This is a genomic window from Nocardia sp. NPDC049190 (genome assembly GCF_040648115.1).
Classification (GTDB): domain Bacteria; phylum Actinomycetota; class Actinomycetes; order Mycobacteriales; family Mycobacteriaceae; genus Nocardia.
The window spans coordinates 58,288-82,602 of record NZ_JBEZDE010000008.1 but is presented as its reverse complement, the minus strand read 5'-3'; the positions used below and the strand labels follow the sequence as shown (position 1 = coordinate 82,602).

At 66.8% G+C, this 24,315-nt stretch carries 26 protein-coding genes; 19 read left to right on the top strand and 7 right to left on the bottom strand.

What is annotated here, in order from left to right; translation table 11 throughout:
• Window positions 1-49 precede the first annotated feature (49 nt).
• Genes AB0B25_RS09905 through AB0B25_RS09895 form a run of 3 tightly spaced genes read right to left on the bottom strand, consistent with a single transcriptional unit; the run spans window position 50 to window position 1,949 of the window.
• Window positions 50-1,075 (bottom strand): SDR family oxidoreductase, encoded by a 1,026-nt coding sequence (locus AB0B25_RS09905; protein ID WP_357176849.1) that lies wholly within the window; start codon window positions 1,073-1,075, stop codon window positions 50-52.
• Entirely contained in the window at window positions 1,072-1,662 is a 591-nt protein-coding gene (locus tag AB0B25_RS09900; RefSeq protein ID WP_357176848.1) for an enoyl-CoA hydratase-related protein, read from the bottom strand. The genes AB0B25_RS09905 and AB0B25_RS09900 overlap by 4 nt, the downstream gene beginning before the upstream one ends.
• A complete protein-coding gene (locus AB0B25_RS09895; RefSeq protein WP_357176847.1) occupies window positions 1,656-1,949 on the bottom strand; it encodes an enoyl-CoA hydratase-related protein in 294 nt (97 codons plus the stop codon). The genes AB0B25_RS09900 and AB0B25_RS09895 overlap by 7 nt, the downstream gene beginning before the upstream one ends.
• A 130-nt stretch (window positions 1,950-2,079) precedes the next feature.
• Between AB0B25_RS09895 and AB0B25_RS09890 the strand changes: the two genes are divergently transcribed.
• Window positions 2,080-3,318 (top strand): helix-turn-helix domain-containing protein, encoded by a 1,239-nt coding sequence (locus AB0B25_RS09890; RefSeq protein WP_357176846.1) that lies wholly within the window; start codon window positions 2,080-2,082, stop codon window positions 3,316-3,318.
• Window positions 3,319-3,486: 168 nt separating this feature from the next.
• Here AB0B25_RS09890 and AB0B25_RS09885 read toward each other — a convergent pair whose 3' ends face one another.
• On the bottom strand, window positions 3,487-5,013 hold the full coding sequence (locus AB0B25_RS09885; protein WP_357176920.1) for an aldehyde dehydrogenase family protein: 1,527 nt from the start codon (window positions 5,011-5,013) through the stop codon (window positions 3,487-3,489).
• A gap of 363 nt (window positions 5,014-5,376) precedes the next feature.
• On the opposite strand from AB0B25_RS09885, the gene AB0B25_RS09880 reads away from it, so the two are divergent.
• Genes AB0B25_RS09880 through AB0B25_RS09870 form a run of 3 tightly spaced genes read left to right on the top strand, consistent with a single transcriptional unit; the run spans window position 5,377 to window position 8,047 of the window.
• Window positions 5,377-6,360, top strand: coding sequence for an ATP-binding cassette domain-containing protein (locus AB0B25_RS09880; protein ID WP_357176845.1), 984 nt, complete (start codon window positions 5,377-5,379; stop codon window positions 6,358-6,360).
• A gap of 32 nt (window positions 6,361-6,392) precedes the next feature.
• A complete protein-coding gene (locus tag AB0B25_RS09875) occupies window positions 6,393-7,181 on the top strand; it encodes an ABC transporter permease (RefSeq protein ID WP_357176919.1) in 789 nt (262 codons plus the stop codon).
• Complete coding sequence (locus AB0B25_RS09870) at window positions 7,178-8,047, top strand: ABC transporter permease (protein ID WP_357176844.1); 870 nt, start codon at window positions 7,178-7,180, stop codon at window positions 8,045-8,047. The genes AB0B25_RS09875 and AB0B25_RS09870 overlap by 4 nt, the downstream gene beginning before the upstream one ends.
• Here AB0B25_RS09870 and AB0B25_RS09865 read toward each other — a convergent pair.
• Window positions 8,017-9,207, bottom strand: coding sequence for a lycopene cyclase family protein (locus tag AB0B25_RS09865; RefSeq protein ID WP_357176843.1), 1,191 nt, complete (start codon window positions 9,205-9,207; stop codon window positions 8,017-8,019). The genes AB0B25_RS09870 and AB0B25_RS09865 overlap by 31 nt on opposite strands.
• A gap of 376 nt (window positions 9,208-9,583) precedes the next feature.
• On the opposite strand from AB0B25_RS09865, the gene AB0B25_RS09860 reads away from it, so the two are divergent.
• Together AB0B25_RS09860 and AB0B25_RS09855 are read left to right on the top strand one after the other, a co-directional pair.
• Window positions 9,584-10,435 (top strand): alpha/beta hydrolase family protein, encoded by an 852-nt coding sequence (locus tag AB0B25_RS09860; RefSeq protein ID WP_357176842.1) that lies wholly within the window; start codon window positions 9,584-9,586, stop codon window positions 10,433-10,435.
• Between the two features lies 1 nt (window position 10,436).
• Window positions 10,437-11,372: a triacylglycerol lipase gene (locus tag AB0B25_RS09855; protein ID WP_357176841.1), complete on the top strand. Its 936-nt coding sequence runs from the start codon at window positions 10,437-10,439 to the stop codon at window positions 11,370-11,372.
• A gap of 79 nt (window positions 11,373-11,451) precedes the next feature.
• Here AB0B25_RS09855 and AB0B25_RS09850 read toward each other — a convergent pair whose 3' ends face one another.
• Window positions 11,452-11,928: a hotdog fold domain-containing protein gene (locus AB0B25_RS09850; RefSeq protein ID WP_357176840.1), complete on the bottom strand. Its 477-nt coding sequence runs from the start codon at window positions 11,926-11,928 to the stop codon at window positions 11,452-11,454.
• Between the two features lie 688 nt (window positions 11,929-12,616).
• On the opposite strand from AB0B25_RS09850, the gene rpsJ reads away from it, so the two are divergent.
• The 13 genes from rpsJ (at window position 12,617) to AB0B25_RS09785 (ending at window position 21,029) form a co-directional block, all read left to right on the top strand.
• Window positions 12,617-12,922: a 30S ribosomal protein S10 gene (gene rpsJ, locus AB0B25_RS09845; protein ID WP_003938093.1), complete on the top strand. Its 306-nt coding sequence runs from the start codon at window positions 12,617-12,619 to the stop codon at window positions 12,920-12,922.
• Between the two features lie 14 nt (window positions 12,923-12,936).
• Window positions 12,937-13,602: a 50S ribosomal protein L3 gene (rplC, locus tag AB0B25_RS09840; protein WP_357071086.1), complete on the top strand. Its 666-nt coding sequence runs from the start codon at window positions 12,937-12,939 to the stop codon at window positions 13,600-13,602.
• A complete protein-coding gene (gene rplD / locus AB0B25_RS09835; RefSeq protein ID WP_357176839.1) occupies window positions 13,599-14,321 on the top strand; it encodes a 50S ribosomal protein L4 in 723 nt (240 codons plus the stop codon). Before rplC ends, rplD begins: the two co-directional genes overlap by 4 nt.
• Window positions 14,318-14,623, top strand: a complete 306-nt coding sequence (rplW, locus tag AB0B25_RS09830; RefSeq protein WP_014981657.1) for a 50S ribosomal protein L23 — start codon at window positions 14,318-14,320, stop codon at window positions 14,621-14,623. The genes rplD and rplW overlap by 4 nt, the downstream gene beginning before the upstream one ends.
• A gap of 33 nt (window positions 14,624-14,656) precedes the next feature.
• Window positions 14,657-15,493, top strand: coding sequence for a 50S ribosomal protein L2 (gene rplB, locus AB0B25_RS09825; protein ID WP_357071096.1), 837 nt, complete (start codon window positions 14,657-14,659; stop codon window positions 15,491-15,493).
• 15 nt (window positions 15,494-15,508) lie between these two features.
• Complete coding sequence (gene rpsS / locus AB0B25_RS09820; RefSeq protein ID WP_039795442.1) at window positions 15,509-15,790, top strand: 30S ribosomal protein S19; 282 nt, start codon at window positions 15,509-15,511, stop codon at window positions 15,788-15,790.
• Window positions 15,787-16,215, top strand: a complete 429-nt coding sequence (gene rplV / locus AB0B25_RS09815) for a 50S ribosomal protein L22 (RefSeq protein ID WP_357176838.1) — start codon at window positions 15,787-15,789, stop codon at window positions 16,213-16,215. Before rpsS ends, rplV begins: the two co-directional genes overlap by 4 nt.
• Complete coding sequence (gene rpsC / locus AB0B25_RS09810) at window positions 16,216-17,010, top strand: 30S ribosomal protein S3 (RefSeq protein WP_357176837.1); 795 nt, start codon at window positions 16,216-16,218, stop codon at window positions 17,008-17,010.
• A gap of 3 nt (window positions 17,011-17,013) precedes the next feature.
• Complete coding sequence (gene rplP / locus AB0B25_RS09805) at window positions 17,014-17,430, top strand: 50S ribosomal protein L16 (RefSeq protein ID WP_357176836.1); 417 nt, start codon at window positions 17,014-17,016, stop codon at window positions 17,428-17,430.
• Complete coding sequence (gene rpmC / locus AB0B25_RS09800; protein ID WP_357176835.1) at window positions 17,430-17,669, top strand: 50S ribosomal protein L29; 240 nt, start codon at window positions 17,430-17,432, stop codon at window positions 17,667-17,669. Before rplP ends, rpmC begins: the two co-directional genes overlap by 1 nt.
• Window positions 17,666-17,938, top strand: a complete 273-nt coding sequence (rpsQ, locus tag AB0B25_RS09795; protein ID WP_357176834.1) for a 30S ribosomal protein S17 — start codon at window positions 17,666-17,668, stop codon at window positions 17,936-17,938. The genes rpmC and rpsQ overlap by 4 nt, the downstream gene beginning before the upstream one ends.
• A 396-nt stretch (window positions 17,939-18,334) precedes the next feature.
• Complete coding sequence (locus AB0B25_RS09790) at window positions 18,335-18,802, top strand: EXLDI protein (RefSeq protein WP_357176833.1); 468 nt, start codon at window positions 18,335-18,337, stop codon at window positions 18,800-18,802.
• Between the two features lie 43 nt (window positions 18,803-18,845).
• Window positions 18,846-21,029, top strand: coding sequence for an MMPL family transporter (locus AB0B25_RS09785; RefSeq protein WP_357176832.1), 2,184 nt, complete (start codon window positions 18,846-18,848; stop codon window positions 21,027-21,029).
• Between the two features lie 453 nt (window positions 21,030-21,482).
• Here AB0B25_RS09785 and AB0B25_RS09780 read toward each other — a convergent pair whose 3' ends face one another.
• The gene (locus tag AB0B25_RS09780) at window positions 21,483-24,014 is read right to left on the bottom strand and encodes a hypothetical protein (protein ID WP_357176831.1); all 2,532 of its coding nucleotides are present in this window, start codon (window positions 24,012-24,014) and stop codon (window positions 21,483-21,485) included.
• Window positions 24,015-24,315: the final 301 nt, after the last annotated feature.

The window sequence follows — 24,315 nt, the reverse complement described above, 5'->3', positions numbered from 1 at the left end:
GCGTGAGCTACCCATCGGCTCGCTGCGGCTACGCCCGTCGCGCAGCGGCTCAGACCCAGTTCTCGATCCAGTACTTCCAGATCAGCGGGGCGTAACCGGCCAGGGGCGGGACCTTGATGTCGGTGCCCGCGAGGGCCGCGGTGGTGTGTCGGCAGTCGAACCAGCAGGTGAATTCACTGTGCTCCAGCACATCCAGCGGAACGCCGACGCGGGGGAGCAGTGCGTTCGCACCGGGGACGCGCAGCAGCATGTCGAGGGTGCGCTTGGGCATCACCTCGACCAGGTGCGGCGCGCCCGCCTCGTCGGCGAACAGGTTCAGCGCCTCGACGGCGCCCTGCCTGCGCGGATCGGCCAAATGGTAGGTGGTCTTGTCCGAGCAGGGCCGGTGGGCGATGTGGTCCAGGGCGCGGGCGACGAAATCGACCGGAACCATGTTGGTTTCGCCGAGTCTCGGCACCAGCACCGGCAGCAGCCTCGGTAATTGCGCGCCCATGCGCAGCAGGCGGAAGAAATAGTAGGGGCCGTCGATCCGATCGATCTCGCCGGTCCTGGAATGACCGATCACGATCGAGGGCCGGTAGATGCGCCACCGGAGGGGGGATTCCCGCACGATTCGTTCGGCCTCGAACTTGGCGCGCTGCATCGGCGTGGCCAGCGCCTGACCGCGGTCGAACATGTCCTCGGTGAACAGGCCCGCGCTGGACCCGGCCACTTCCACCGTCGACATGTGGTGCAGCAGACCGGCTTCGAGGTTCTCGGCGACGTCGACCACATGCCGGGTCCCCGCCCCGCGCTCGGTCAGGTCGTAGCTGGCAGCCAGATGGAAGACGTGCTCGATCGTGCCGCGGTGCTCGTCCAGCCAGGCCGGGTCGACGCCGAGCCCCGGCGCGCCGAGATCGCCGCGCACCGGACGGACGCGGTCGCCGCCCGCCCACTCCCGCGCGCAACAGGCGAACCGGTCGGCCGACGCGTCGCCCGGCCGTACCAGCACATGGATGTCACCCTCGCGTTCGAGCAGCTCGGGGATGAGGAACCGACCGATGAACCCAGTTGCCCCGGTAACCAGGTAAGTCATAGCCGATGAACATAGTCTGCGATCGGCCGGTCCGTTACGGCGGGCTGATCAGTCCGCGAAGACGGCCTTGCGCTTGGTGAGCATGGCTGTGGCGCCCTCGACGAAATCCGCGGACCGCAGCAATTCGGACTGCCGGCCTTCTCGGTGGCCAGTGCCGTATCCAGCGAGGTCAGTGTCGCCTGGTTGAGCGCCTTCTTGGTGAGTTCGAGCGCACGGCGCGGGCCTGCGGCGATCTTCGGGGCCGCGGTCTGCACCGTCGCGTCGAGTTCCTCGTCGGGTACGACCGCCGTGATCAGGCCGGCCGCTCGAGCGGCGGTGGCGGGCAGCCGCTCACCGAGCAGTGCCATCGCCGCGGCCAGCGGGCGCCCGGCCGCCGCGGCGACCAGCGCGGAGGCGCCGCCGTCGGGCATCAGCCCGATGTTGATGAAAGCGAGCAGGAGATAGGAGTCCTCGCTCGCGTAGACCAGGTCGGCCGCCAGCGCGATGCCGACCCCGATGCCCGCCGCCGCGCCCCTGATCCGCACGATCACCGGAACCGGAGCGTCGACGACGGCGCGCACCAGTCGGTTCGCCGCGTCCATCACCATGTCCGAGCTGATACCGCGCCGCGCCGCGCCGCGCGCGCGGTCGCCGACAGGTCGGCGCCGCTGCAGAAATCACCGCCTTCTCCGGTCAGCACGATCACCCGCACGGCACTGTCCTCGGCTGCCGCGTGGAAGGCGTCTCCGAGCGCGAGCATCGTGTCGTAGTCGATGGCGTTCTTCCGCTTCGGCTGGGTGATGGTGACCCGCAGCACCGCGCCGTCCTTGACCGTCGCGAACCCCGGCGTGGGCAGGGGGGCGGCAGTCGAGCCTGCGGAATCAGGGTCGCTCATTTTCGCTCCTACCCAGGTCGTTCGATGGATATCTCGCTGTGAATAGTGGTTAACTATGCGAATTGTGGTTAACTTAGGTTTCATGTCGGGCACTGTCAACCACCAGTGTCGCCGGAGAACGGAGAGGTGCATGGTCGCCGAACGCAGCGAGATCGATCTCGCTCCCGCGCGGCCCGACCGGGGGAGTAGGGCAGGCGCCACCGCGGCCTCGTCGGCGCGACGTCGCCCGAAGGATCGCAAGGTGCAGATCATCAGGGCGGCCGCGCGAGCGTTCAGCGAACGCGGGTATTACCCGGTCGGCGTCGACGAGATCGCCGCCGAGGTGGGCATTTCCGGTCCCGCGCTGTATCGGCATTTCACCAACAAGTACGCGCTGTTGGTCGCGGCGGCCGAGGAGGGCGCTCGCCATCTGCTGAATGTCGCGGTAGCCGCCGATGACGAGCGGCTCGACCCGAAAGGCCGCTTGGACCGGCTGATTCGCGCCATCGGCGAGCACACCATCGAGATCCGCCGGGAGGCCGGCCTCTATCGCTGGGAACGCCGCTATCTCGAGCCTGCCGACCGGACCCGGATCAAGAAGATCTACGACGATCTGAACAACACCCTCGCGACGCCGATCGCGCAATTACGGCCGGCCGCGCCACCCGCCGACGTGGCCATGCTCGCCGCAGGCGTGCTCAGTGCGATCGCCAGCATCTCCGCGCATCGCACCGCGCTGTCGAGCGCCAAGTTGCTTCCGCTGCAAGCGGATATGGCCTGGGCAATGCTGCGCGCCGAACTGCCCCCCGCTCCCGCGGAACCGAACACCGAGCCGTCCGTGCGGGGCATCCCGGTGACCTCGAAGCGCGAGCAGTTGCTCACCGAGGCGATCCGGATCTTCGGCAGGCAGGGCTACCACGAGGCGAGTATCGAGGAGATCGGCGCGGCCGTCGGCATCAACGCCTCCAGCGTGTACCGATACTTCGCGAGTAAAGCCGACCTGCTCGCCGCGGCCTTCTACCGCACCGGTGACCGGCTGGCCATCGCGATCACCGAGGCGTTGGCCGAGGCGACCAGCAAGCAGGACGCGGCGCGGCGCATTGCCGACCGTTACGCCAAACTCAGCTTCGCCATGCCGGAGATCATGCCGGTCTACTACGCCGAATTCAGCAACCTGCCGCAGGCCGAGCAGCACAAGCTGCGTGCCATCCAGCGGCAGAACGTGCTGGAGTGGGCCAACCTGCTCGACGGCGATCCGGTCGAGGCGCGCTTTCGGGTGCACGCCGCCATCGGCCAGGTGATCGACGTCGGCAGGCTGATCCGATTCGATTCCCGTCCCGCGCACGTGGCGCGGGTCACGGCACTGATGGACGCGGTACTGCTGGGCTGAGTCGGTGCCGTTTCTGGCATGAGCGGGGGCCCTGCGTGGTTACGCGGCGCTCCCGCCTCCGGGGCCCTGACCGCTCATGCCGGTGCCTTTTGTGGCATGAGCGGGGGCCCTGCGTGGTTACGCTGCGCTCCCGCCTCCGGGCCCTGACCGCTCATGCCGGTGCAGTCCTCAGGCGCGGCGCCCGTGCCGGACCTGGAAGATCGTCCTGGCCAGTCGTAGATGCCGCGGGTGGCGGTCGAATGTGGACAGGCTCACCGGGGCTCGGTAACGCTTCCGTGCGATGGCGAGAGTCCGGCTGAACTCGCGTAGCCCCTGGTCGCCGTGGCTGTGGCCGTGCCCGTACTCGCCGACGCCACCGAAAGGCAGTGCGGGGATACCCGCGTGGGCCGTGGCGGAGTTGATGGTCACCACCCCGACCCGCAGTTGTTCGGCGAATGCCTCGATGTCGTGCACATCCCTGGTGAACACCGACACCGCGACATCGGAGCCGACCGCGTTGATCCGCTCGGCGGCGTCGTCCATACTCGCCACCTTGTTCACGATGAGCACCGGGCCGATCCCCTCGCCGGTGACCGCGATACTCGCCTCGGGCACCTCGGCGAGCACGATCGGCGCGATATAGGGCTCACGGATCGAATCCAGCCCGCCGACCACCGTGCGCCCGCCGCTGGCCACCGCGTCGCGTACTTGTCTGCGCACCAGGTCGATCTGGGACTCCATGGTCATCGGACCGTACGAAGCCTTCCGGTCCGCGCCCGGCCGCAGCTTGCGGGTCTGGTCCACCACCAGTTTCAGGAACCGGTCGTAGACCGACTCGGCGACGTAGGCGCGGTGAATGCCGGTGGCATTCTGGCCGGAATTGGCCATCGCGCCGAACACCGCGGCCGCCGCGGCGTCGTCGAGCTTCGCGTCCACGTGCACGACCAGGCAACCCTTGCCGCCGCGCTCCACGACAACCGGAGTCATGGTCTGTGCGCACAAGGCGATCACCTCGCGCGCACCCGCTTCCGAGCCCGCGTAGGCGATCTTGTCGACCTTGGCGCGACACAGCGCGGCGCCGGTCGCGGTGTCGCCGGTCACCGCCTGCAGCACCGGCTGATTCGGCGCGAGTCCGGCCCAACTGTCGGCCAGCCACACCCCGACGCCGGTGGTCAACTCATGCGGTTTGAACACCACGGCGTTGCCCGCCGCCATCGCGTAGGCGATCGAGCCCATCGGGGTGAATACCGGGTTGTTCCACGGTCCGAGCACGCCGACCACGCCGAGCGGCAGATAGCCGACCGAAGCCAACTGGTTGCGGGACAGCCAGGTGGAGCCGAGTCGTCGGCGGCCGAGCGCGCGGCTCGCGTTGCGCGCGGCCCAGTCCAGATTCTCCACCGCGAGCATCACCTCGATCGCGGCGTCCGCTTCCGGTTTTCCGGTCTCCGCGGACACGATGTCGATCAACTCGCCCGAGCGTCGGACGATGTCGCGCTTCCAGTCCAGCAGCCAGCGCTTGCGGGTGCTGAATCCCAGTTCCGCCCACCACTTCTCGGCGGCGCGCGCGGCGCGCACGGCGCGGGTCAGCTCACCGGAATGCATCACGGCATAGCTGCCGACCGCCTCGCCGGTGCGCGGGTCGTAGGAGGTCAGCACGGTCGATCGGCCCGTTCCTCCCGGCTGCGCCGCCAATCGTGGCTGCGCGGAATCGGCCATGGTCACCTCTCGCAGTGTCGACAACAGCGTGTGGACCGGTCTGCGGGGGCACCGTCGTGGACGAGTGGGTGTAGTCCCCCGCAAGCAGACTATGGTCTGCCGACGCGGGCCGACAAGGCTTGGTCGTCGACCTCGTTTCGCCTCTGTGATCGCCCTCACCAGCGCCGATCCTTGGTGTGTCGACTGAAAGCGGCAAATGTGAGTAAGCGCACATTTGGTGCACCACCGGGTGGGTATAGCGCGCGACGAGATGGCCGAGGCAGCCGGGCCGGTAACATCACGCCGAGCGCGACGGATCACCAAGCGGAGCGCAGCCCGCGCTCGGGCGACCTCGTCGCCGCACCGGCCGATAGTGGAGAGTTGATGCCGAGTTCCAACCAAGCAGATTCGCATGCGAGTGAGCCAGCGGTCCGGGTAGCGGATGTCCGCAAGTCATTCGGCGATGTGCATGCACTGCAAGGCGTCAGCTTCGTCGCCGACCGCGCATCCGTCCTCGGTGTCCTCGGCCCGAACGGCGCGGGCAAGACGACGATGGTGAAGGTCCTGTCCACCCTGCTTCGCCCCGATTCCGGCACCGCGGTCGTCGCCGGGCACGACGTCGTGCAGGATCCGGCGGGCGTCCGCCGCTCGATCATGATGACCGGGCAATACGCGGCGCTGGACGAGAATCTCTCCGGCCGGGAGAACCTGGAGCTGTTCGGCAGGCTGATGGGCCTGGCCAAATCCGCGGCCCGTAAGCGCGCCGACACCTTGCTCGAGGAGTTCGACCTGGTGAGCGCGGGCCGCCGCGCGGTGCGGCACTACTCGGGCGGCATGCGCCGCCGCGTCGACATCGCCTGCGGCCTCGTGGTACGCCCGGAGGTGGTGTTTCTGGACGAGCCGACCACCGGCCTCGATCCGCGCAGCCGCCAGGGTGTGTGGGATCTGGTGAACGCGCTCAAAACGCAGGGCATCACGGTGCTGCTGACCACGCAGTACCTCGAGGAAGCCGACGTGCTCAGCGACAACATCATCGTGATCGACAAGGGCACTGTGATCGCGGAGGGCACCGCCGACGAACTCAAGGAGAAGACCGGCGGGAGCTACTGCGAGGTCGTCCCGTTGGATCCGACCAAGCTGCGCACCGCCGCTTACGCGCTCGGCGACCTGGTGCCGCCCGCGCTGCTCGCCGACCTCGACGGCGCCGACCGGCTCTCCATTCCGGCGCCCGAGGGCGCGGTCACGCTGACCGAAGCGCTGCGCAGGCTCGACAGCGCGGGCGTGGATCTGGCCGACATCGCACTGCGTCGCCCCTCCCTGGACGACGTGTTCCTGTCCATCACCGGGCACACCGGCGGTCGCGCGTGACCGCTGCGACCGCCTCGGAGAGCACACCGGCCGTGGCGACTCTCTTCGCCGAGCTTCCCGACGCGCGGCTGTCGTCGTTCGCGCAGTGGCGCGCGCTGACCGGTCGAATCGTCCGCACCATGGTGACCAAAGGCGAGTTGGTCGTCGCGATGGTCACGCCGTTGGTGTTCACGCTCGGCTTCTACCTGCCGCTGCGCTACGTGATGAAGTTCCAGGGCATCGACTACGCCCAATTCGTCATGCCGATCATCGTGCTGCAGACCATGGCCTTCACGATGATGTCCAACGCGCAGGTGGCCGCGTTCGAGGCGATGACCGGGTTGAGCACCCGAATGCAGACCATGCCGATCGGCACGCTCGTCCCGTTCACCTCGCGCATCGCGGCCGGGCTGGTCCGGTCGGTCACTTCGTTGACCGCCGCGCTCGCCTTCGGCTACGTCATCGGATTCCGCTTCGTCGCGGGTCTCGGGCAGGCGGTGCTGTTCTGTGGCTTCGCGCTCGCCATCGGTACGGTGCTCGCGATCGGCGCCGACGCGCTCGGCAGTCTGACCAAGAGCCCGGAGTCGCTGAGTCAGGCGCTGACCCTTCCGACGCTGATCTTCGGCATGCTTTCCTGCGGGTTCGTGCCCGAACGGAGCTTTCCGATGTGGATTCGGCCGTTCGTGCGCAACCAGCCGATCTCCCAGTTCTCCTTCGCTTTGCGCGATATGGCGGCGGACGGAGTGTCCTGGCAGGTGTTGTGGGTGCCGTTGGTGTGGGTGACCGGACTCGCGGTGGTATTCATCCCGTTGGCGATCTGGGCGAGTGTGAGGCGGTCATGAGTTCTGTGGAGGCGACCGTGGCACCCGCCGACAACGTGATCGCGCACCTAGGCCGGTCGTCGCTGCCCGAGGTGGCCGCACGCGCGGAGGATTCGGTGCGCACCTGGGCTGCGCACAGCCTGATCCAGTGCAGGCGACTGCTGCTGGCGTGGGCGCGCGATCCCGCGACGACGATCCAGACCCTGCTCTACCCGGCGCTCACCCTGCTGATGTTCCGTATCGTGCTCGGCGACTCGATCACGCTGGCGACCGGCAAACCGAGCGTCTACGGAACAGTTCCGCTGATCACTCTGGTCGCGGCGATGTCCGGCGCCGTGGTGAGCGCGCTCGGCTTCAAGGTCGAGAAGATGACCGGGTTGCTCGGCCGCTTCTGGACCATGCCGATCCATCGCGCGGCCGGTGTGACCGGGCGACTGCTCGCCGAGGCGATCCGGGTGCTGGTCACCACGTTGTTCGTGCTCCTGGTCGGGTTCACCATCGGCTTCCGTTTCGACCAAGGGCCGGCGGCCGCACTGGCCCTGATCGGTATTCCGGTCCTGTTCGGGGTCGCTTTCGCCGTACTGGTCACCGCGCTGGCGACGGTGTCCGAGGGCGTGATGCTGGTGAACATCATCGGGATCGTCAATACGCTGCTGATGTTCTTCAACTCCGGATTCGTCCCGACTTTCGTTTACCCGAGCTGGCTGCAGGGTGTGGTCGGTAACCAGCCGATGAGCTGTGCCATCGACGCCATGCGCGGACTGTCCTACGGCGGCCCGGTAGCGCAGCCGCTGCTGAAGACCCTCGCGTGGACGATCGGGATGATCGTGGTCTTCGCCTACCCCGCGGTCCGCGGCTATCGCCGTGCGGCCGAGACCGGCGCCTGACCGAAGTCGTAGTCCTCCCAGCGGCTCCGGTTGGTCCAGCCGACCAGGTCGTAGCGCCAGCGGAATGGCCAGGTGTGTGCGACGGTGTCGAACAGCACGGCGCCGAGCGCGGTGTAGTCGTCGCGCGCGGACAGCAGGGCGCGCCGGCCGCGCGGGGAGGCGGTGAAGAATGCCTCGAACATGGCGACGGATTGTTCGGTGGTAAGTCTGCCCAGCCCGTAGAGACCGCGCGTGCGCATCCAATACACCAGTCGTGCGCGCCACGGCCACAACTCGGCGATCAGGTCGCGGCCCTGCCGCAGCGCGGTGACCGCGGTGTCGGCCAGGGTCAGTGAGGTGGCGACGCTGTAGCCGGTGCACGGGTGCATCATGCCGCCGCGGGAACCGAACGGAATCGCCCGCGCCTCGCCCTTGCGCGGCGGCGGCTGGTCGAGCGGGTAATGCGCGGCCTCGCTCGGTTCGGCGCCGGTGAGCCGGATACCGTGCGCGGCGAGGCGGTTGAGCATCCGCCTGCGCAGTTCGTGCTGCGGCATACCGCCGGGCAGGCCGAGGCTGGTCTCCTCGAAGATCACCGTGCCGTCGCCGAGCGGTACGGCGTAGAGAAACGATGGCGGCGCGTCCTGGCCCGCGCCGTTCTCCGGCCGCCAGTCCAGCAGCAGGCCCTCGCCCTCGGCGACCATCGGCGCGGCGGTCTCGGCGTCGACGAAGACGCCGTGCGCGCTCGCGGCTCTGCGGCGTCCGAGCGCGGGCAGTCCGCGAGTGTCGACGACCGTCGCCGCGGTATGACCCGTGCCGTCGGCCAGCTCCACCTCGTGCGCGTCCACCCGCGTCGCCCGGCCCGCCACGACGGTGGCGTCGTCGAGCGGGAGCGCCTCCCGCAGACCGGGTTTGGACAGCACACAGTAGGGGCGATCGATGTGATGCTCGGTGGTCGTCCAGACGGTGGGCGCGGCGATCGTGGTCGCGATGACGTCAGAGGGCAGCCAGTCCGGCAACTCGTCGACCCAGCAGGAGTAGGTGGGCGGCCACATCCGGTCGGGGCGTGGATCGATAGCGGTCACCGACAGCCCGGCCCGCAGTGCGCGATGGGCCAACGCCCGTCCGGTAGGACCGAGCCCGACCACGCAGATATCGACCTCCTGGACCGTACTGGCACCCATGAGGGCATTCAATCGGCTCGGCCGAGGCGAGCGCAACTACCGAGACCGGGCGAGCCCGAAGAATTGGGGTCTCGCGCATCGAGCGCAAGCCGGACATCGGCGAAATCCCTTTCGGGCATGCCCCCAGAATTGGTGGCCCCGCAACTTCGGTCGTGAGATTACTTGGGGCGCTCCATATTCTGAGCTCGGAACGTGCTGCGTTCCGTTCTCGAGAAGGGGAATCATGAGAGGAAATCATCTCCGTCGGCTGGTGCTGTTCGCAGCCGCGGTGGGCGCGGTCGCATCTGTGGTCGTTCCGGAGCAGGCGTCTGCGGCGCCCGCGGAGACATCTATTGTTTCCGTGCAAGAGCACACGGCGCGGATTCATACTGTAACGGTGCATTCAGCCGCCATGGACCTTGATATTCCAGTGGAGGTGCAGCGTGCCGCCGATACCGGTGCGCCGCGTCCGGTGCTGTATATGCTGCTCGGTGCGGGCGGCGGTGTCGACGGCTCGACCTGGGCCACGAAAACCGATGCGATGAGCTTTCTCTCGGACAAGAACGTGCACGTCATCACGCCGATCGGCGGGATGTTCAGCTACTACGCGGACTGGCAGAAAGACGACGACAGGCTCGGGCGTCAGAAATGGAAGACATTCCTGAGCAGGGAGCTTCCGCCGCTGATCGACAATTATCTCGGAACCAATGGTCGCAATGCGCTCGCGGGATACTCGATGTCGGCGACCACAACGCTTGCGCTGGCCGCGACCACCGGAGATCTGTTCTCCGGCGTCGCAGCCTACAGCGGTTGTGCGCAGACAAGTGACCCGATCGGCCGCGAATTCGTTCGGCTCACCGTCGAGGAATGGGGGCTGGCGGAGCTGGACAATATGTGGGGACCCGAGGGTGACCCGGAGTGGATGGCCAACGATCCCTACGTTCATGCGGAGGGTTTGCGTGGAAAAGCGATCTATATTTCCAGTGGGAATGGAATCCCCGGCGTCTACGACCAGTATGGCGGGAAATTTTCACTGCCCGGTCCATGGGGATTCTCGAATCAGCTGGTACTCGGTGGACTGATCGAAGCGGCCACGAATTATTGCGCACACAATATGCAAGCCCGACTGGACGGCCTCGGCATCCCCGCGCACTACAACTTCCGACCGGAGGGCACTCATTCCTGGGGCTACTGGGAGGACGCGTTGAAGGATTCCTGGCCGGTTCTGGCCGCCGCGTTGGGAATATGACATGGGTATTCGCGCATGGTTCGCGCGGATCTGCGGCCTGGTGGCGGCGCTCGCCTGCGCGGCCCTGCTGCCCGCGCCGAGCGCGGTTGCCGTGGTGCAGATTCCGGCACTGGACGGTGCCAACGAGTGGACTTGTCGGCCTACGGCTCGACGACCGGAGCCGGTGGTACTCGTGCACGGGTCGGGGACCGACGCCACCCGCAGTTTCGCGGTGCTGGCGCCCGCCTTGCGGGCCGAGGGGCACTGTGTATTCGCCGCGAATCTCGGTGCGGCGCCCGGCGTTGTCGACATGATGACCGGGCGGGCCGGATCCAGTTCGACCGGCGTCGGACCGATCGGCGCGGCGTTGCTCGGGCAAGCCCTGTTCGGCGTGGCCGATATCGACCGGATGGCAGGCGAACTCGCCGATGTCGTGCAGTTGGTACGACAGGTGACCGGCGCGAGCCGGGTTGCGTTGGTCGGGCATTCCACCGGTGGCACCGTTATTCGTCAGTATCTGTGGACCCGCGGAGCGGACGCGGCAGCGCAAGTGGTCACGCTGGGGACGCCATATCGCGGCTCTACTTGGGCCGGGTTGCGCACCGATTACCCGGACCTGGCCGTACTCGGCCTGAACGACAATCAGATAGCCGCCCAGGTCTACGGAACCGCGGGGCAACAGCAGATGGTGGGGTCGCCACTACTGAACCGGCTGAACGCGGGCGGCGAGACAACGCCCGGTATCCGGTACACGGCGATCGCTTCGCATACCGACGACGTGATCACCCCGCAGGACACGGCGTTGCTCGCGGCCCCGTCCGACCGCGATCGCAATGTGTGGCTGCAAGACGGCTGTCCCGCCGATGCCGCCGATCACGGCGGCTTGCTCACCGACCCGCGCGCGGCGGCGGCCGTGCTCGCGGCACTCGTCGACGACAACCGACCCCTTCCGTGCTGACCTGCCCGCCCCGGACGGGCCTCCGCGCGAGACATGGCCGCCGCGGCGAGACCGGCCGGTCGGCGGCCGACAACCGAGGCTATGCGGGTGTCACCCAGGTGGTGATGTCGGCGTGCACGACCTCGACGCCGTGGTTGTCGTAGATCGACACCGGCACAATCAGTTCGTGGCCTTCGGTGATGGTCGCGAACTCGGGGACCTCGGGCAGTTTCGCCACCGCGCGCAGTCCGGTCTCGGCCTTGGCCAAGTACTGCACATGCATAGCTTTCGGGATCCACCGGTGCGTCGCGGGAACGGTCGCTTCGCTGAGCATGCCCATCGCCACCTCGGCGAGGTTGCATGCCGCGATCGCGTGGAAGGTGTGCAGGTGGTTGTAGATGCCGAACCACTTCGGCGAGGTCACCTCGCACAGTCCCGGTTCGAGTCGGACCACGCTCGGCAGCACCGTGCCGAAGTACGGCACCCTGGCCACCATTCCCAGCGAGAACAGGAGGTGGCCGAGCCGGTTGTCCGGCAGCTTCTTCCAGCTGCGATACGTGGCGGTCTCCGTCGTCATGACCGCTATATTACTAGCAAGTAAGTTACAGTCGAGAGTTCGCGCGCGGTCCAGGTCCACCGGCTACTGGTGACTGCCGACCGAACGGCGAGTTCGGCGCAACTCCTCCTGTCGAGTGAAGTGAGACCGGGTCTTCCCCGCTGCGGCCCGGCTCGCCCGGACGTGAGCGCCGGGCCGTAAACCCGCAGCGCCCAGCGCTGCCGAACCGAACACGGCACCTGATTTGAAGTGTAGGAGTGCGTCGGGCATACTGTTCGGGTTGCCTTGAACCGGGCCGTGCCTGTTTCCGTGTGAAACGGGTTGTGGTCGGGCGAGGCGAGCAGTTTCCAATCGTGTACCTCATCGGGTTTCCGGTGTGGGTACGTCCGGGACAGTGTTCCAGGCCTGATGGTGAATTTCTCCATGGCCGAGGAATGAGCGGACGGGCGACACGCCCGACCGCGTGGACCGGAGAACCATGACAGATGAACAGCGGCGAGGACCGGGCGTGCCCGGTCGCGTTCTCGACTGTGTTGGATAGTGCCCGATCGGGGGCCCTGCGAGGTTACGCAGGCCGCCGCCTCCGGGCCCTGACCTCTCGGGCAGAGACGTCTTCGTGTGTTCGGGCTGTGCACATTGAGGGTGGTCCAGACAGTTGGCGCAGCCAGCTTCCGGGCCACGAAGGAAAGCGGAGAAAAGGACACTTAGCGTGGCGGGACAAAAGATCCGCATCAGGCTCAAGGCCTATGACCACGAGGCGATCGACGCATCTGCGCGCAAGATCGTGGAGACGGTGACCCGCACCGGGGCACGCGTCGTGGGCCCGGTGCCGTTGCCGACCGAGAAGAACGTGTACTGCGTCATCCGTTCGCCGCACAAGTACAAGGACTCGCGCGAGCACTTCGAGATGCGTACGCACAAGCGGCTTATCGACATCCTCGACCCGACGCCGAAGACGGTGGATGCGCTCATGCGTATCGACCTGCCGGCCAGCGTCGACGTCAACATTCAGTGACGGGGACTCGAGACATGACTGACAACAAGAACAGGCCGGCGGCCGGCATCCTGGGCACCAAACTCGGCATGACCCAGGTCTTCGACGACAAGAACCGCGTCGTTCCCGTGACCGTCATCAAGGCCGGACCGAACGTCGTTACCCAGATCCGCACCGTGGAGCGCGACGGCTACAGCGCCGTCCAGGTCGCTTTCGGCGCCGTCGACCCGCGCAAGGTGAACAAGCCGGTCTCCGGCCAGTTCGCCAAGGCCGGTGTCACCCCGCGTCGCCACGTCGTCGAGATCCGCGTCGCGGACGCCTCCACCTTCGAGGTCGGCCAGGAGATCAACGCCGACGTGTTCGAAGAGGGCGCCTACGTCGACGTCACCGGCACCAGCAAGGGCAAGGGCTTCGCCGGCACCATGAAGCGCCACGGCTTCCGCGGCCAGGGCGCTTCGCACGGTGCGCAGGCGGTGCACCGCCGCCCGGGTTCCATCGGCGGTTGCGCCACCCCCGGCCGCGTGTTCAAGGGCATGCGCATGTCGGGCCGGATGGGTAACGACCGAGTCACCACGCAGAACCTGTCGGTGCACAAGGTGGACGCCGAGAACGGCCTGCTGCTGATCAAGGGAGCGATCCCGGGTCGCAAGGGCGGCGTCGTGATCGTCAAGAGCGCCGTGAAGGGTGGTGCGCACGCATGAGCAGCTCCGCAGTGAACACGCGGAAATCGGACACCGAGAAGAAGTCCGCCAACCTCACGCTGCCGGTGAAAGAGATCGGTGGCAAGACCAACGGCACCGTCGAGCTCCCCGCGGAGATCTTCGACGTGACCGCCAATATCGCGCTGATGCATCAGGTCGTCGTCGCGCAGCTGGCCGCGGCCCGCCAAGGCACGCACGCGACCAAGACGCGTGGCGAGGTCTCCGGTGGTGGCCGCAAGCCCTACCGGCAGAAGGGCACCGGCCGCGCCCGCCAGGGTTCGACCCGCGCGCCGCAGTTCGCCGGTGGTGGCACCGTGCACGGCCCGCAGCCGCGCGACTACAGCCAGCGCACCCCGAAGAAGATGAAGGCCGCCGCCCTGCGCGGCGCCCTGTCGGACCGGGCCCGCAACGAGCGCATCCACGTGATCACCGAGCTGGTCGCCGGGCAGGCCCCGTCGACCAAGACCGCCAAGACCTTCCTGGCCGAGTTGTCGGACCGCAAGAAGTTCCTGGTCGTCGTCGGACGCGAGGACGTCGCCGCGTGGAAGAGCGTGGCGAACCTGCAGAACGTGCAGCCGATCGCCCCGGATCAGCTCAACACCTACGACGTGCTGAACAGCGACGAAGTGGTGTTCAGCGTGGAGGCTTTGAACACCTTCGTTCACGGGCCCGCGGAGTCTCCGCAGGACACTGTGGCGGCACAGGAGGAGAGCAAGTGACCACCATCGCCGACCCCCGCGACATCCTGCTGGCGCCGGTCATCTCGGAGAAGTCCTACGGATTGATCGAGGAAGGCACCTACACCTTCCTGGTGCACCCGGACTCGAACAAGACGCAGATCAAGATCGCCGTCGAGAAGGTCTTCGGTGTGAAGGTCACCAGCGTCAACACCGCCAACCGTCAGGGCAAGCGCAAGCGGACCCGCTTCGGTTACGGCAAGCGCAAGGACACCAAGCGTGCGCTCGTGACCATCTCGGCCGACAGCAAGCCCATCGAGATCTTCGGAGGCCCGGTCGCGTAAGCGTCTGGGAATCCAGAAAGTAGAGAAGAACTCATGGCAATTCGTAAGTACAAGCCGACAACGCCCGGCCGTCGTGGCGCCAGCGTCTCGGACTTCGCCGAGATCACCCGGTCGACGCCGGAGAAGTCGCTGCTGCGTCCGCTGTCCAAGAGCGGTGGTCGTAACGCGCACGGCCGCATCACCACCCGGCATCGCGGTGGCGGGCACAAGCGGGCCTACCGGGTCATCGACTTCCGTCGACTGGACAAGGACGGGATCCCGGCCAAGGTCGCGCACATCGAGTACGACCCGAACCGGACCGCGAACATCGCGCTGCTGCACTACAAAGACGGTGAGAAGCGCTACATCATCGCGCCGAAGGGCATCCGGCAGGGCACCCCGATCGAGTCCGGCCCCACGGCCGACATCAAGCCGGGCAACAACCTGCCGCTGCGCAACATCCCGACCGGTACCACCATCCACAACGTGGAACTGCGTCCGGGCGGCGGCGCCAAGCTGGCTCGTTCCGCGGGCATGAGCATCCAGCTGCTCGGTAAGGAAGGCCCCTACGCCACGCTGCGTATGCCCTCCGGCGAAATCCGTCGCGTCGACGTGCGCTGCCGCGCCACCGTCGGCGAGGTCGGCAATGCCGAACAGTCGAACATCAACTGGGGCAAGGCCGGGCGCATGCGCTGGAAGGGTCGTCGCCCCACGGTCCGTGGTGTCGTCATGAACCCGGTCGACCACCCGCATGGTGGTGGTGAAGGCAAGACCTCCGGTGGTCGTCACCCGGTCTCGCCGTGGGGTCAGCCGGAAGGCCGCACCCGCAAGCCCAACCGTCCGAGCGACAAGCTCATCGTCCGCCGTCGCAAGACCGGCAAGAAGCGCTGAAGGAGGAGGTAAGAAATGCCACGCAGCCTCAAGAAAGGCCCGTTTGTCGACGACCACCTCCTCGCGAAGGTGGACGTGCAGAACGAGAAGGGCACCAAGCAGGTCATCAAGACCTGGTCGCGTCGTTCGACCATCATCCCCGATTTCATCGGGCACACGTTCGCGGTCCACGACGGCCGCAAGCACGTGCCGGTGTTCGTCTCGGACAACATGGTCGGGCACAAGCTCGGTGAGTTCGCGCCGACCAGGACGTTCAAGAGCCACGTCAAGGAAGACCGGAAGAGCAAGCGGCGATGAGCGAAGCGAAGAGCAATCAGACACTGCTGACGTCTCCGACGAACCCGACCGCGCGCGCGACGGCCAAGCACGTTCGCGTGACCCCGATGAAGGCTCGTCGTGTTGTGGACCTGGTCCGCGGCAAACGGGTCGAGGACGCCATCGCCCTGCTGAAGTTCGCGCCCCAGGCCGCGAGCGAGCCGGTCGCCAAGGTCGTCGCCAGTGCAGCGGCCAATGCCGAGAACAATCTCGGCCTCGACCCGGCGACGCTGGTCATCTCGACGGCCTACGTCGACGAAGGCGCGACCATGAAGCGGTTCCAGCCGCGTGCCCAGGGCCGTGCGTTCCGAATCCGCAAGCGCACCAGCCACATCACCATCGAGGTCGAGAGCATCCCCACCGCCGGTGGATCCACTCGTAGCCGCCGGAAGGGAGGGGCAAAGTAAATGGGACAGAAAATCAACCCCCATGGCTTCCGCCTTGGTATCACCACCGACTGGAAGTCGCGTTGGTACGCGGACAAGCAGTACGCGGACTACGTGAAGGAAGATGTCGCGATCCGCAAGCTGCTGGCCACCGGCATGGAGCGGGCGGGCATCTCCAAGGTCGAGATCGAGCGCACCCGCGACCGCGTGCGGGTGGACATCCACACCGCGCGTCCGGGCATCGTGATCGGTCGCCGCGGCGCGGAGGCCGACCGCATCCGTGCCGAGCTGGAGAAGCTCACCGGCAAGCAGGTTCAGCTGAACATCCTCGAGGTCAAAAACCCCGAGTCGGATGCGCAGTTGGTCGCTCAGGCGGTCGCGGAGCAGTTGTCCAACCGTGTGGCGTTCCGTCGCGCGATGCGTAAGGCCATCCAGTCGGCCATGCGGGCGCAGAACGTCAAGGGCATCCGCGTGCAGTGCTCGGGCCGCCTCGGTGGCGCCGAGATGTCGCGCTCGGAGTTCTACCGCGAGGGTCGGGTGCCGCTGCACACGCTGCGTGCCGACATCGACTACGGCCTGTACGAGGCCAAGACCACCTTCGGTCGCATCGGCGTGAAGGTCTGGATCTACAAGGGCGACATCGTCGGTGGCAAGCGTGAGCTGGCTGCCGCTGCCGCCGCGCCCGAGCGTCCGCGCCGGGAGCGGCCGAGCCGCCCGCGTCGGTCCGGTTCCGCCGGCACCACGGCGACCAGCACCGAGGCCGGGCGCGCCGCCACCGCGGTGGCCGACGCTCCGGCAGAGACACAGGAGGGCTGACGCATGCTGATGCCTCGTAAGGTGAAGCACCGCAAGCAGCATCACCCCGGCCGTTCCGGCATGGCCAAGGGCGGCACCTCGGTGGCGTTCGGCGACTTCGGCATCCAGGCGCTGGAGCCTGCTTACGTCACCAACCGGCAGATCGAGTCGGCGCGTATCGCGATGACTCGCCACATCCGTCGTGGCGGCAAGATCTGGATCAATATCTACCCGGATCGTCCGCTGACCAAGAAGCCCGCCGAAACCCGCATGGGTTCGGGTAAGGGTTCGCCGGAGTGGTGGGTCGCGAACGTCAAGCCAGGGCGCGTGATGTTCGAGATGAGCTACCCGAACGAGGAGACCGCTCGTGAGGCCCTGCGCCGCGCGATGCATAAGCTCCCGATGAAGTGCCGGATCGTGACCAGGGAGGAGCAGTTCTGATGGCTACCGAAACACCGGCCGCAGAGCTCCGCGAGCTCACCGAAGAGGAGTTGGTGGCCAAGCTGCGCGACTCCAAGGAAGAGCTGTTCAACCTGCGCTTCCAGATGGCGACGGGTCAGCTGGACAACAACCGTCGTCTGCGCGTCGTCCGTCATGAGATCGCGCGCATCTACACGGTCATGCGTGAGCGTGAACTCGGTCTGGCCACCGGACCTGCTGGCAAGGGAGATGCGGCATGAGCGACAAAGTAGAAGGGCAGCGCGGCAGCCGTAAGGTGCGTGTCGGTTACGTTGTCTCCGACAAGATGAACAAGACGATCGTCGTCGAGCTGGAAGACCGTAACCGGCACCCGCTCTACGGCAAGATCATTCGCACCACCTCGAAGGTGAAGGCGCACGACGAGAACGAGATCGCCGGCATCGGCGACCGCGTTCAGCTGATGGAGACCCGTCCGCTGTCGGCGACCAAGCGCTGGCGGCTGGTCGAGGTCCTGGAGAAGGCCAAGTAAGCCTCCTACGCGGCTGGCAAGTCGAACAACGAAGGCCCGTCCTCCATTCGGGAGGGCGGGCCTTTGTCGTTCCCGGATGTGGACAGATCCGAGAAGGCGGCACGGTAGCGGACACCTGCCCTGTGTGCGCCTGTGGATGAATCGCCTACTCCGCCGCCGATGTACTCGCGGCCCTACCGGTGCACCGGCGTCTCGGGAGCTGTCTCGTCCCCGGCTGGCGTTTCGAGTGTTCTGTGATCAGGCCTTGCTCTATACGTATACATCTACTTATAGTGAGATGGCGGTCCGAACTTTCTGACACCATCGAATCCGCACCTGCACAGCGGGTTCTGGACCGGGCCGGCTGACGGTAGGCGCACGCTCGGGTGTGCATTCATCCACGAACGGGGAAATGTCATGACCACCGATCCGAAAAACCTGGTCGATGTCGCGATCGCCGACGAGCAGGTCGGCAGCGCCACCGGCGAGCCGCACCACCCGGGCGGACCGGAGGATGGCGGTGAGATCGTGCTGCGCGTGGGTCCGGGCGGCGGGCGCAGGCAGCGGTTCTTCGGCAGGCTCCTGGGCCGGTCCCGGCGGTACAGCACGGTCGGGATCACCGTGGTGCGGGTTTATCTGAGCCGCAAAGGCAAGTTCGTGGTGCACCGGCAGGAGTCGACGTGGCGCGAGATGTCCGTCGCGATCGACTGGACGAATTGGCGCGAACTGCTCGCCGCCTTGGGTGGCGATGAGCGCGCGTGGGGTGACTACACAGTCGAGATCGCGAACTCGCCCGCCGAGTTGCGGGGCCGGATTCCCGACCACATCTATCGGACGGTCGTCGATGCGGCCGAGAACCCGAACTCGCGCAATTCTCACCTCTGAGATATCGGCGGTTTTCCCACATCCAGAAAGGATTTCACTGTAGATGTTCGCACGACTGGGGGCTGTAGTCGTCCACAATCCGTGGAAGGTGATCGGCCTATGGGTACTGCTCGCCGTCGCGGTGGTGGCTACGGCGCCGGAACTGAAATCAACGACCGACCAATCGGCCTTTCTGCCTTCGCATTACGAGTCCATTCAGGCAATGCACCTGCAGCAAGAGGCATTCCCGGATAGCTCCGCCCCGGCTGCGATCATCGTGTTCGCGCGAAAGGACGGCGCCGCGCTCACCGACGCGGACGCGGCTTCGGTCCTCTCGGTCGCCGCTGACCTACGCGGCGCGCAGATCAACGATGTCACGGCCATTCAACCGATGCCACCGTCGCAGAACCGGCTGATCCAGATCATCGCGGTGCAGATGACCAAGGTGACGAATCCGAACGACACCACTCGAGGTGACGCGGTCAAGGCGCTGCGTGCGGAGCTGAAGCAGCGGATCGCGGATACCGAGCTGAAGGCCGGCATCACCGGCGAGGCGGCGCAGGTGCTCGACCAACTGGAATCGGGTGAGAAGGGGATGACCATCATCGGCATCGCCACTATCGTCCTGATTTTGGTGCTGCTGCTGGTCATCTTCCGCAGTCCGGTGATCGCCGTGCTTCCGATCGTGGTGATCGGCACGATCTCCAGCATGGTCGGCGGGTTGATCGCGGTGGTGGCCAAGGCATTCGACCTCCAGATCGACGCATCGATCAACGCCATTCTGGTCGTCGTGCTGTTCGGGGTCGGCACCGACTACATCCTGTTCCTCATGTTCCGCTACCGGGAGCGGTTGCGCGCGGGCGAGGACTCCAAGACCGCCATGATCAGCGCCGTGACCCGGGTCGGTGAGGCGATCACGTCCGCGGCGGGTGCGGTGATCATCGCGTTCCTGGCACTCGTGCTGTCCACACTCGGCATGTTCCGCGCGCTGGGGCCCGCACTGGCCATCGCGGTGGCGATCGCGCTGGTGGCCGGGCTGACTCTGGTGCCGGCAGTGGTTTCGCTGATCGGCACCAAGGTCTTCTGGCCGTCCACCGCGTGGCGGACCGAGCCGAAGGGCGCGAGGTTCACCGCGGTCGGCAACGCGCTCGGCCGGAGGCCGGGCGCCTTCGCCGTGGTGTCCGGCGGTGTGCTGGTCGTGTTCGGCGTGTTCGCTCTCGGGTTCCACCCGACCTTCGACCTGAGCTCCGGGTCGACATCGGAAGCGTCCGAATCCGTGGTCTACAGCAAGGAACTGGTCAAGGGCATGCCCGCCGGGACAACCCAGCCTTCGGACGTGCTGTTGCGCTCCGGCGGTGGTGAGCTGACCGTCGATCAGCTCACCGCCTACCGTGGTGCGCTGGCCGCGGTGCCGGGCGTGGGACAGGTCGCCGAGCCGAAGTTGTCCGCGGACAGAACGATCGCCGATTACGTGGTGACGCTCGCCGACATTCCGGAATCGGATGCCGCGCTCGACACGGTGCAGGGTCCGTTGCGGGAGACGGCGCATTCGGCGGCGCCCGCCGGAGCGACGGTCGCAGTCGGTGGTTTGACCTCGGTCTTCGTCGACTTCCAGGACGCGATGGCGCGCGACTACTCGATCGTGTTCCCGGTGGCTGCCCTGCTCATCATGATCGTGCTGGGGTTGTTGCTGCGCAGTCTGGTCGCACCGTGGTATCTCATGGCGTCGGTGTTCCTCGGCTTCGCGGCCACGCTCGGTGCGGCAGTGCTGGTGTTCCAGCACTGCCGAGGCGAATCCGGCTTGATCTTCACGCTGCCGGTGATCATGTATCTCTTCGTCGTCGCGTTGGGCACCGACTACAACATCTTGATGGTTGCCCGGTTGCGCGAGGAGGCGCGCGAGGGCAACGAGCCGAAACAGGCTGCGGCGCTGGCCCTGCGACACACCGGACCGACCATCGCGGCGGCGGGCGTGATCCTCGCGGGAACGTTCGCGTCGATGATGCTGGCAGGCAACAACGTGCTGGCGCAGATGGGCTTCGCCATCTCGGCGGGCATCGCGATCGCGGCCTTCGTCATGGCGATGTTCTTCACCCCTGCGCTCACCGCGATCATCGGGCACACAGCGTGGTGGCCAGGGCACGGTGACCGCAAGCCGGACGATTCGGGGCCGAATCAGCCGCGGCGGGGAACTATGACGACCCCGCCCGTGGCAGAAGAGGCGCGAGCCGCGGCGGTCGAAAGTTGATCCGGTGATACGGGGCCCGCTCGGGCCGAATTGACGGCACGGGGGCTGTGCACCCGGAACTTCCGCGGTGCACAGCTCTTGTGGCGCAACGATATTGCTGTGTGATGGCAGCCCGATGGATAGCGTTGTGCTATGGGGTTCTGGTTCTTCCTAGTGGTCGTCGTAATCGTGCTCATCGCTGTCGCGGGCATTGCCAAGAGTCGATCCGACAACGCTCAGCGACAGCGACAGCGGCAGCGCAGGCGCCGCTGGGGCGCAGGAGGCGGCGGTTGGTATTCCGGCGGTGGGTCCGGTTGCGGCGGTGGCGGAAGCAACTGTGGTGGCGGAAGCAGCTGTGGTGGCGGAAGCAGCTGTGGTGGGGGTGGCTGTGGCGGTGGTAGTGGGGGTGGCTGTGGTGGTGGGAGCTGACCGTATTGTGATCCGCCGGAACCGGGGTCCGATCTCGGCAGGCGGTCAGCCGGTAATCGCGTAGGGGCGGTGCACCTTGATCGCGGAGTCCAGAACACGGGTGACCGCCGCGCGGGAAACACCGAGTTCGTTGGCGATCGCGGGGGTCGACCCGCCTTGGTCCGCGAGGGTCAGAATCTCCCTGACCTCTTCGATCGGCAGGGCGGACAGGCGGCGGCCGGTGATGGCCCGGGCGATGGCCGAGATCTCGTCGTCGTCGGTGTCGGCTTCCTCGGGCTCGGCGCGGGAATCGTCGTCCTCGTCGTCCACATCGAGAAGCGGCATCCGCTCGGCGACCAACAGCGGGGGCTCCGGAGTTTCGTCGAGCGCGAGTCGTTCGCTCTCCGCGTCGGCGGAGCGGTCGCTCTGCTCGGCAGCCAGTGAATTCTCGCGTTTCGGTGTGCGCGGGGCGGTGGCGGCCGGGTGTACCTGAGCGGCGGTATCGGCGGCCTGCAAGGGGGGTGGTGTGCGCACAGGATCGATGCCGCCGGGGCTCGGGTGGCGGCTACCGTCCGAGCCGCGGTGTGGGCGATCGAACGAACGGCTCGCGCGATGTGTAGTCGGAAGTTGTTGTGCGACCAGAGGGTTCGTGCCAGCGGTCGCCGTCGCGGATCGGTCGTCGAATTCGAATCCGTCGTGCAGTTCGGCGAGCGAGATCTGTTGTGGCGCAGTTGCCTTCGCGGATTCGAGCGGAGGCTCGCCGGTGTTCGTCCTGGTGTCCTCGCGGATTTCCACTGTGTCGCTGGAAACGACGAATACCCCCGCGCTCGCCGTTCCCGCTGCTCGGGTGCTGGCCGAGAATTGCTGTGCCGCCGAGTTCTCCGTTGGCGTGTGCCCGTTGCTGGAGAGATCGAATACGTAGTCGGCGACCGGGGATTGCGGGCGTGTGGGCGAAATCCGCAGACTCGCTGCTGTGGATTCGCCCGTGCTGTCCTGGGGGACGGGCACGCCCGTGTGGCTGCCGTCCGCCGCGGTACGCCCATTTGTTGCGGAAAGTGCAGGATGCTTGTTGTCTCGAGTGTCGCTCGTATTGCCGTTGGTGCTCGGCAGAACCGCGTGTCCTTTGACGTCCGAGTTGTGCGTCTTGCCGTTGATCGTGTCCTCGACAGGGTGGCCATCGGCGGCCGACGCGATGTGCTCGCCGGCCACGGGGTTGTGCGCGTTGCGATCGGTTGTGCTGGGCACGGTGTAGCCGTCGACGTGGTGGTTGTGGGTGCGGCCGCTGGTGGTGTTTTCGGCGGTGTGGCCGTTCAGCGGAACGCGGTGCGGGTGGCCGTTGACGGATGGCCTGTCCGGCCGGCTCGCCGGTGCGGATGTAGTGCGGGGGCTACCTTCCACCTGGTTCATCGGCAGCGAGTGGTGATCGCCTGCGGCGTGATCGACGGAATGACCGTTGGTCTGTTCCCGGCTGACGTGGCCAGTGGTCGGCGAATCGACGACATGGCCGTCGGCCGGTGACCGGTCGGGGTGAGCGACCGCCGTCGTCGCCGTCGCCGCGATGGACTCGTCGCGCCCTCCCTCGATGGGAGAACTCGTGGTGCCGAGCGGAAACGAGTAGCCATCGACAGGTTCGTACCCGGCTCGACGGATGCCCCAGCCATCCGGATATTCGATCCGCGCTCCGGAGTCCGCATCGTATTCGCCACTCGCCTGCGGTGCGCCGGGGCGTCCGTCCCGACGAAATCGGCCGCCGTCCGTCGACGAGTCTTCGCCCGAGGGATAACGGCCGCCATCTCGGTGCGCGCGCTCCGCGTCGACCCGGATCGGTTGCGGGTCGCGATCGACCACCGGCGCGCCGTCGATCAGCACCGCGTATCGCGCAGAGACCCAGGCGTGCAGCCAGATGACGACACCGACCATCACCGGAGCGATCGCGTACTCGGTGGCCCGGCCGAACTCGCGCGCGGCGACATGGGGCCCGGTGTTGAGCGCGACGGTCGTGCCGAGCAGGGCGGCCTCGAAGAAGATCACTTTGCCCCGTGCCAGCTCCCGGCCCCAGCGCGCGGCCGTCGTCGCCGCGACCATGATGGTGATGATCGGGATCGAGATCATCGCCTCGATGCCGTAGCTGAGCCAGTACAGCGGATCGGTCATGTCGCCGCTGGGCACCAGATTGTGCTGCACATTGACTCCGGCCCACACCATGCCGAGCACGACGACGGCGATCAAGGCGCGCGAGGACCATTCGGCCCGCCGGTAGAGCTGCGCCAGACGCGCATCCTCGCTGGACACCCGCCGCCGCGCGGCCAGCGCGCGGCGGTGCCAGCGGGCATCCGCCTCGTCCGAGCGGCGCACTGCGGCCGCTGATTTGCGATCGCGCCGCTCGGCGGCCAGCTCTTCTACGATTTCGGTGCGCCGTTGCCGGCGGCGTTGCGCCCGAATCCATTCCGCGAGTTCGCGCTCCGCGGCGATCTCGCGTTCGGAGAGCACCCGCAGTAGCGCCGGATCGAGTTGCAGGGGCAATTTGCCGCGTGCGGTCTCGACTTGTTGTGCCAGCGCGGCAATCTCGGAACTACCATTCGACAGTTCGTCGGGCATCGCGAGCCTTCCCAAACGCAGGTGTCATGTCCGTGATGTAGACCTGAGTGCTCGAACATATGTGTGATCGGAGTGAGACTAAACCGACCTCTGCCCGTGGTCAATGTGGCGGTCTTGTGGCGGCGAGCGACACGCCGCGCTACTGAAATCCACGGCGTGCATCGAATATCCGGATGAGCGGCGCTTTCATTCACTTTCCCCGCGTGTCGAAACTCGGTTCGAATTCACTTGTCACAATGAGCCGATTTCCCACCGCTTCGGTGTCCGATAGGCGCGATCGGGCTGTTGATTGCGAATCTCG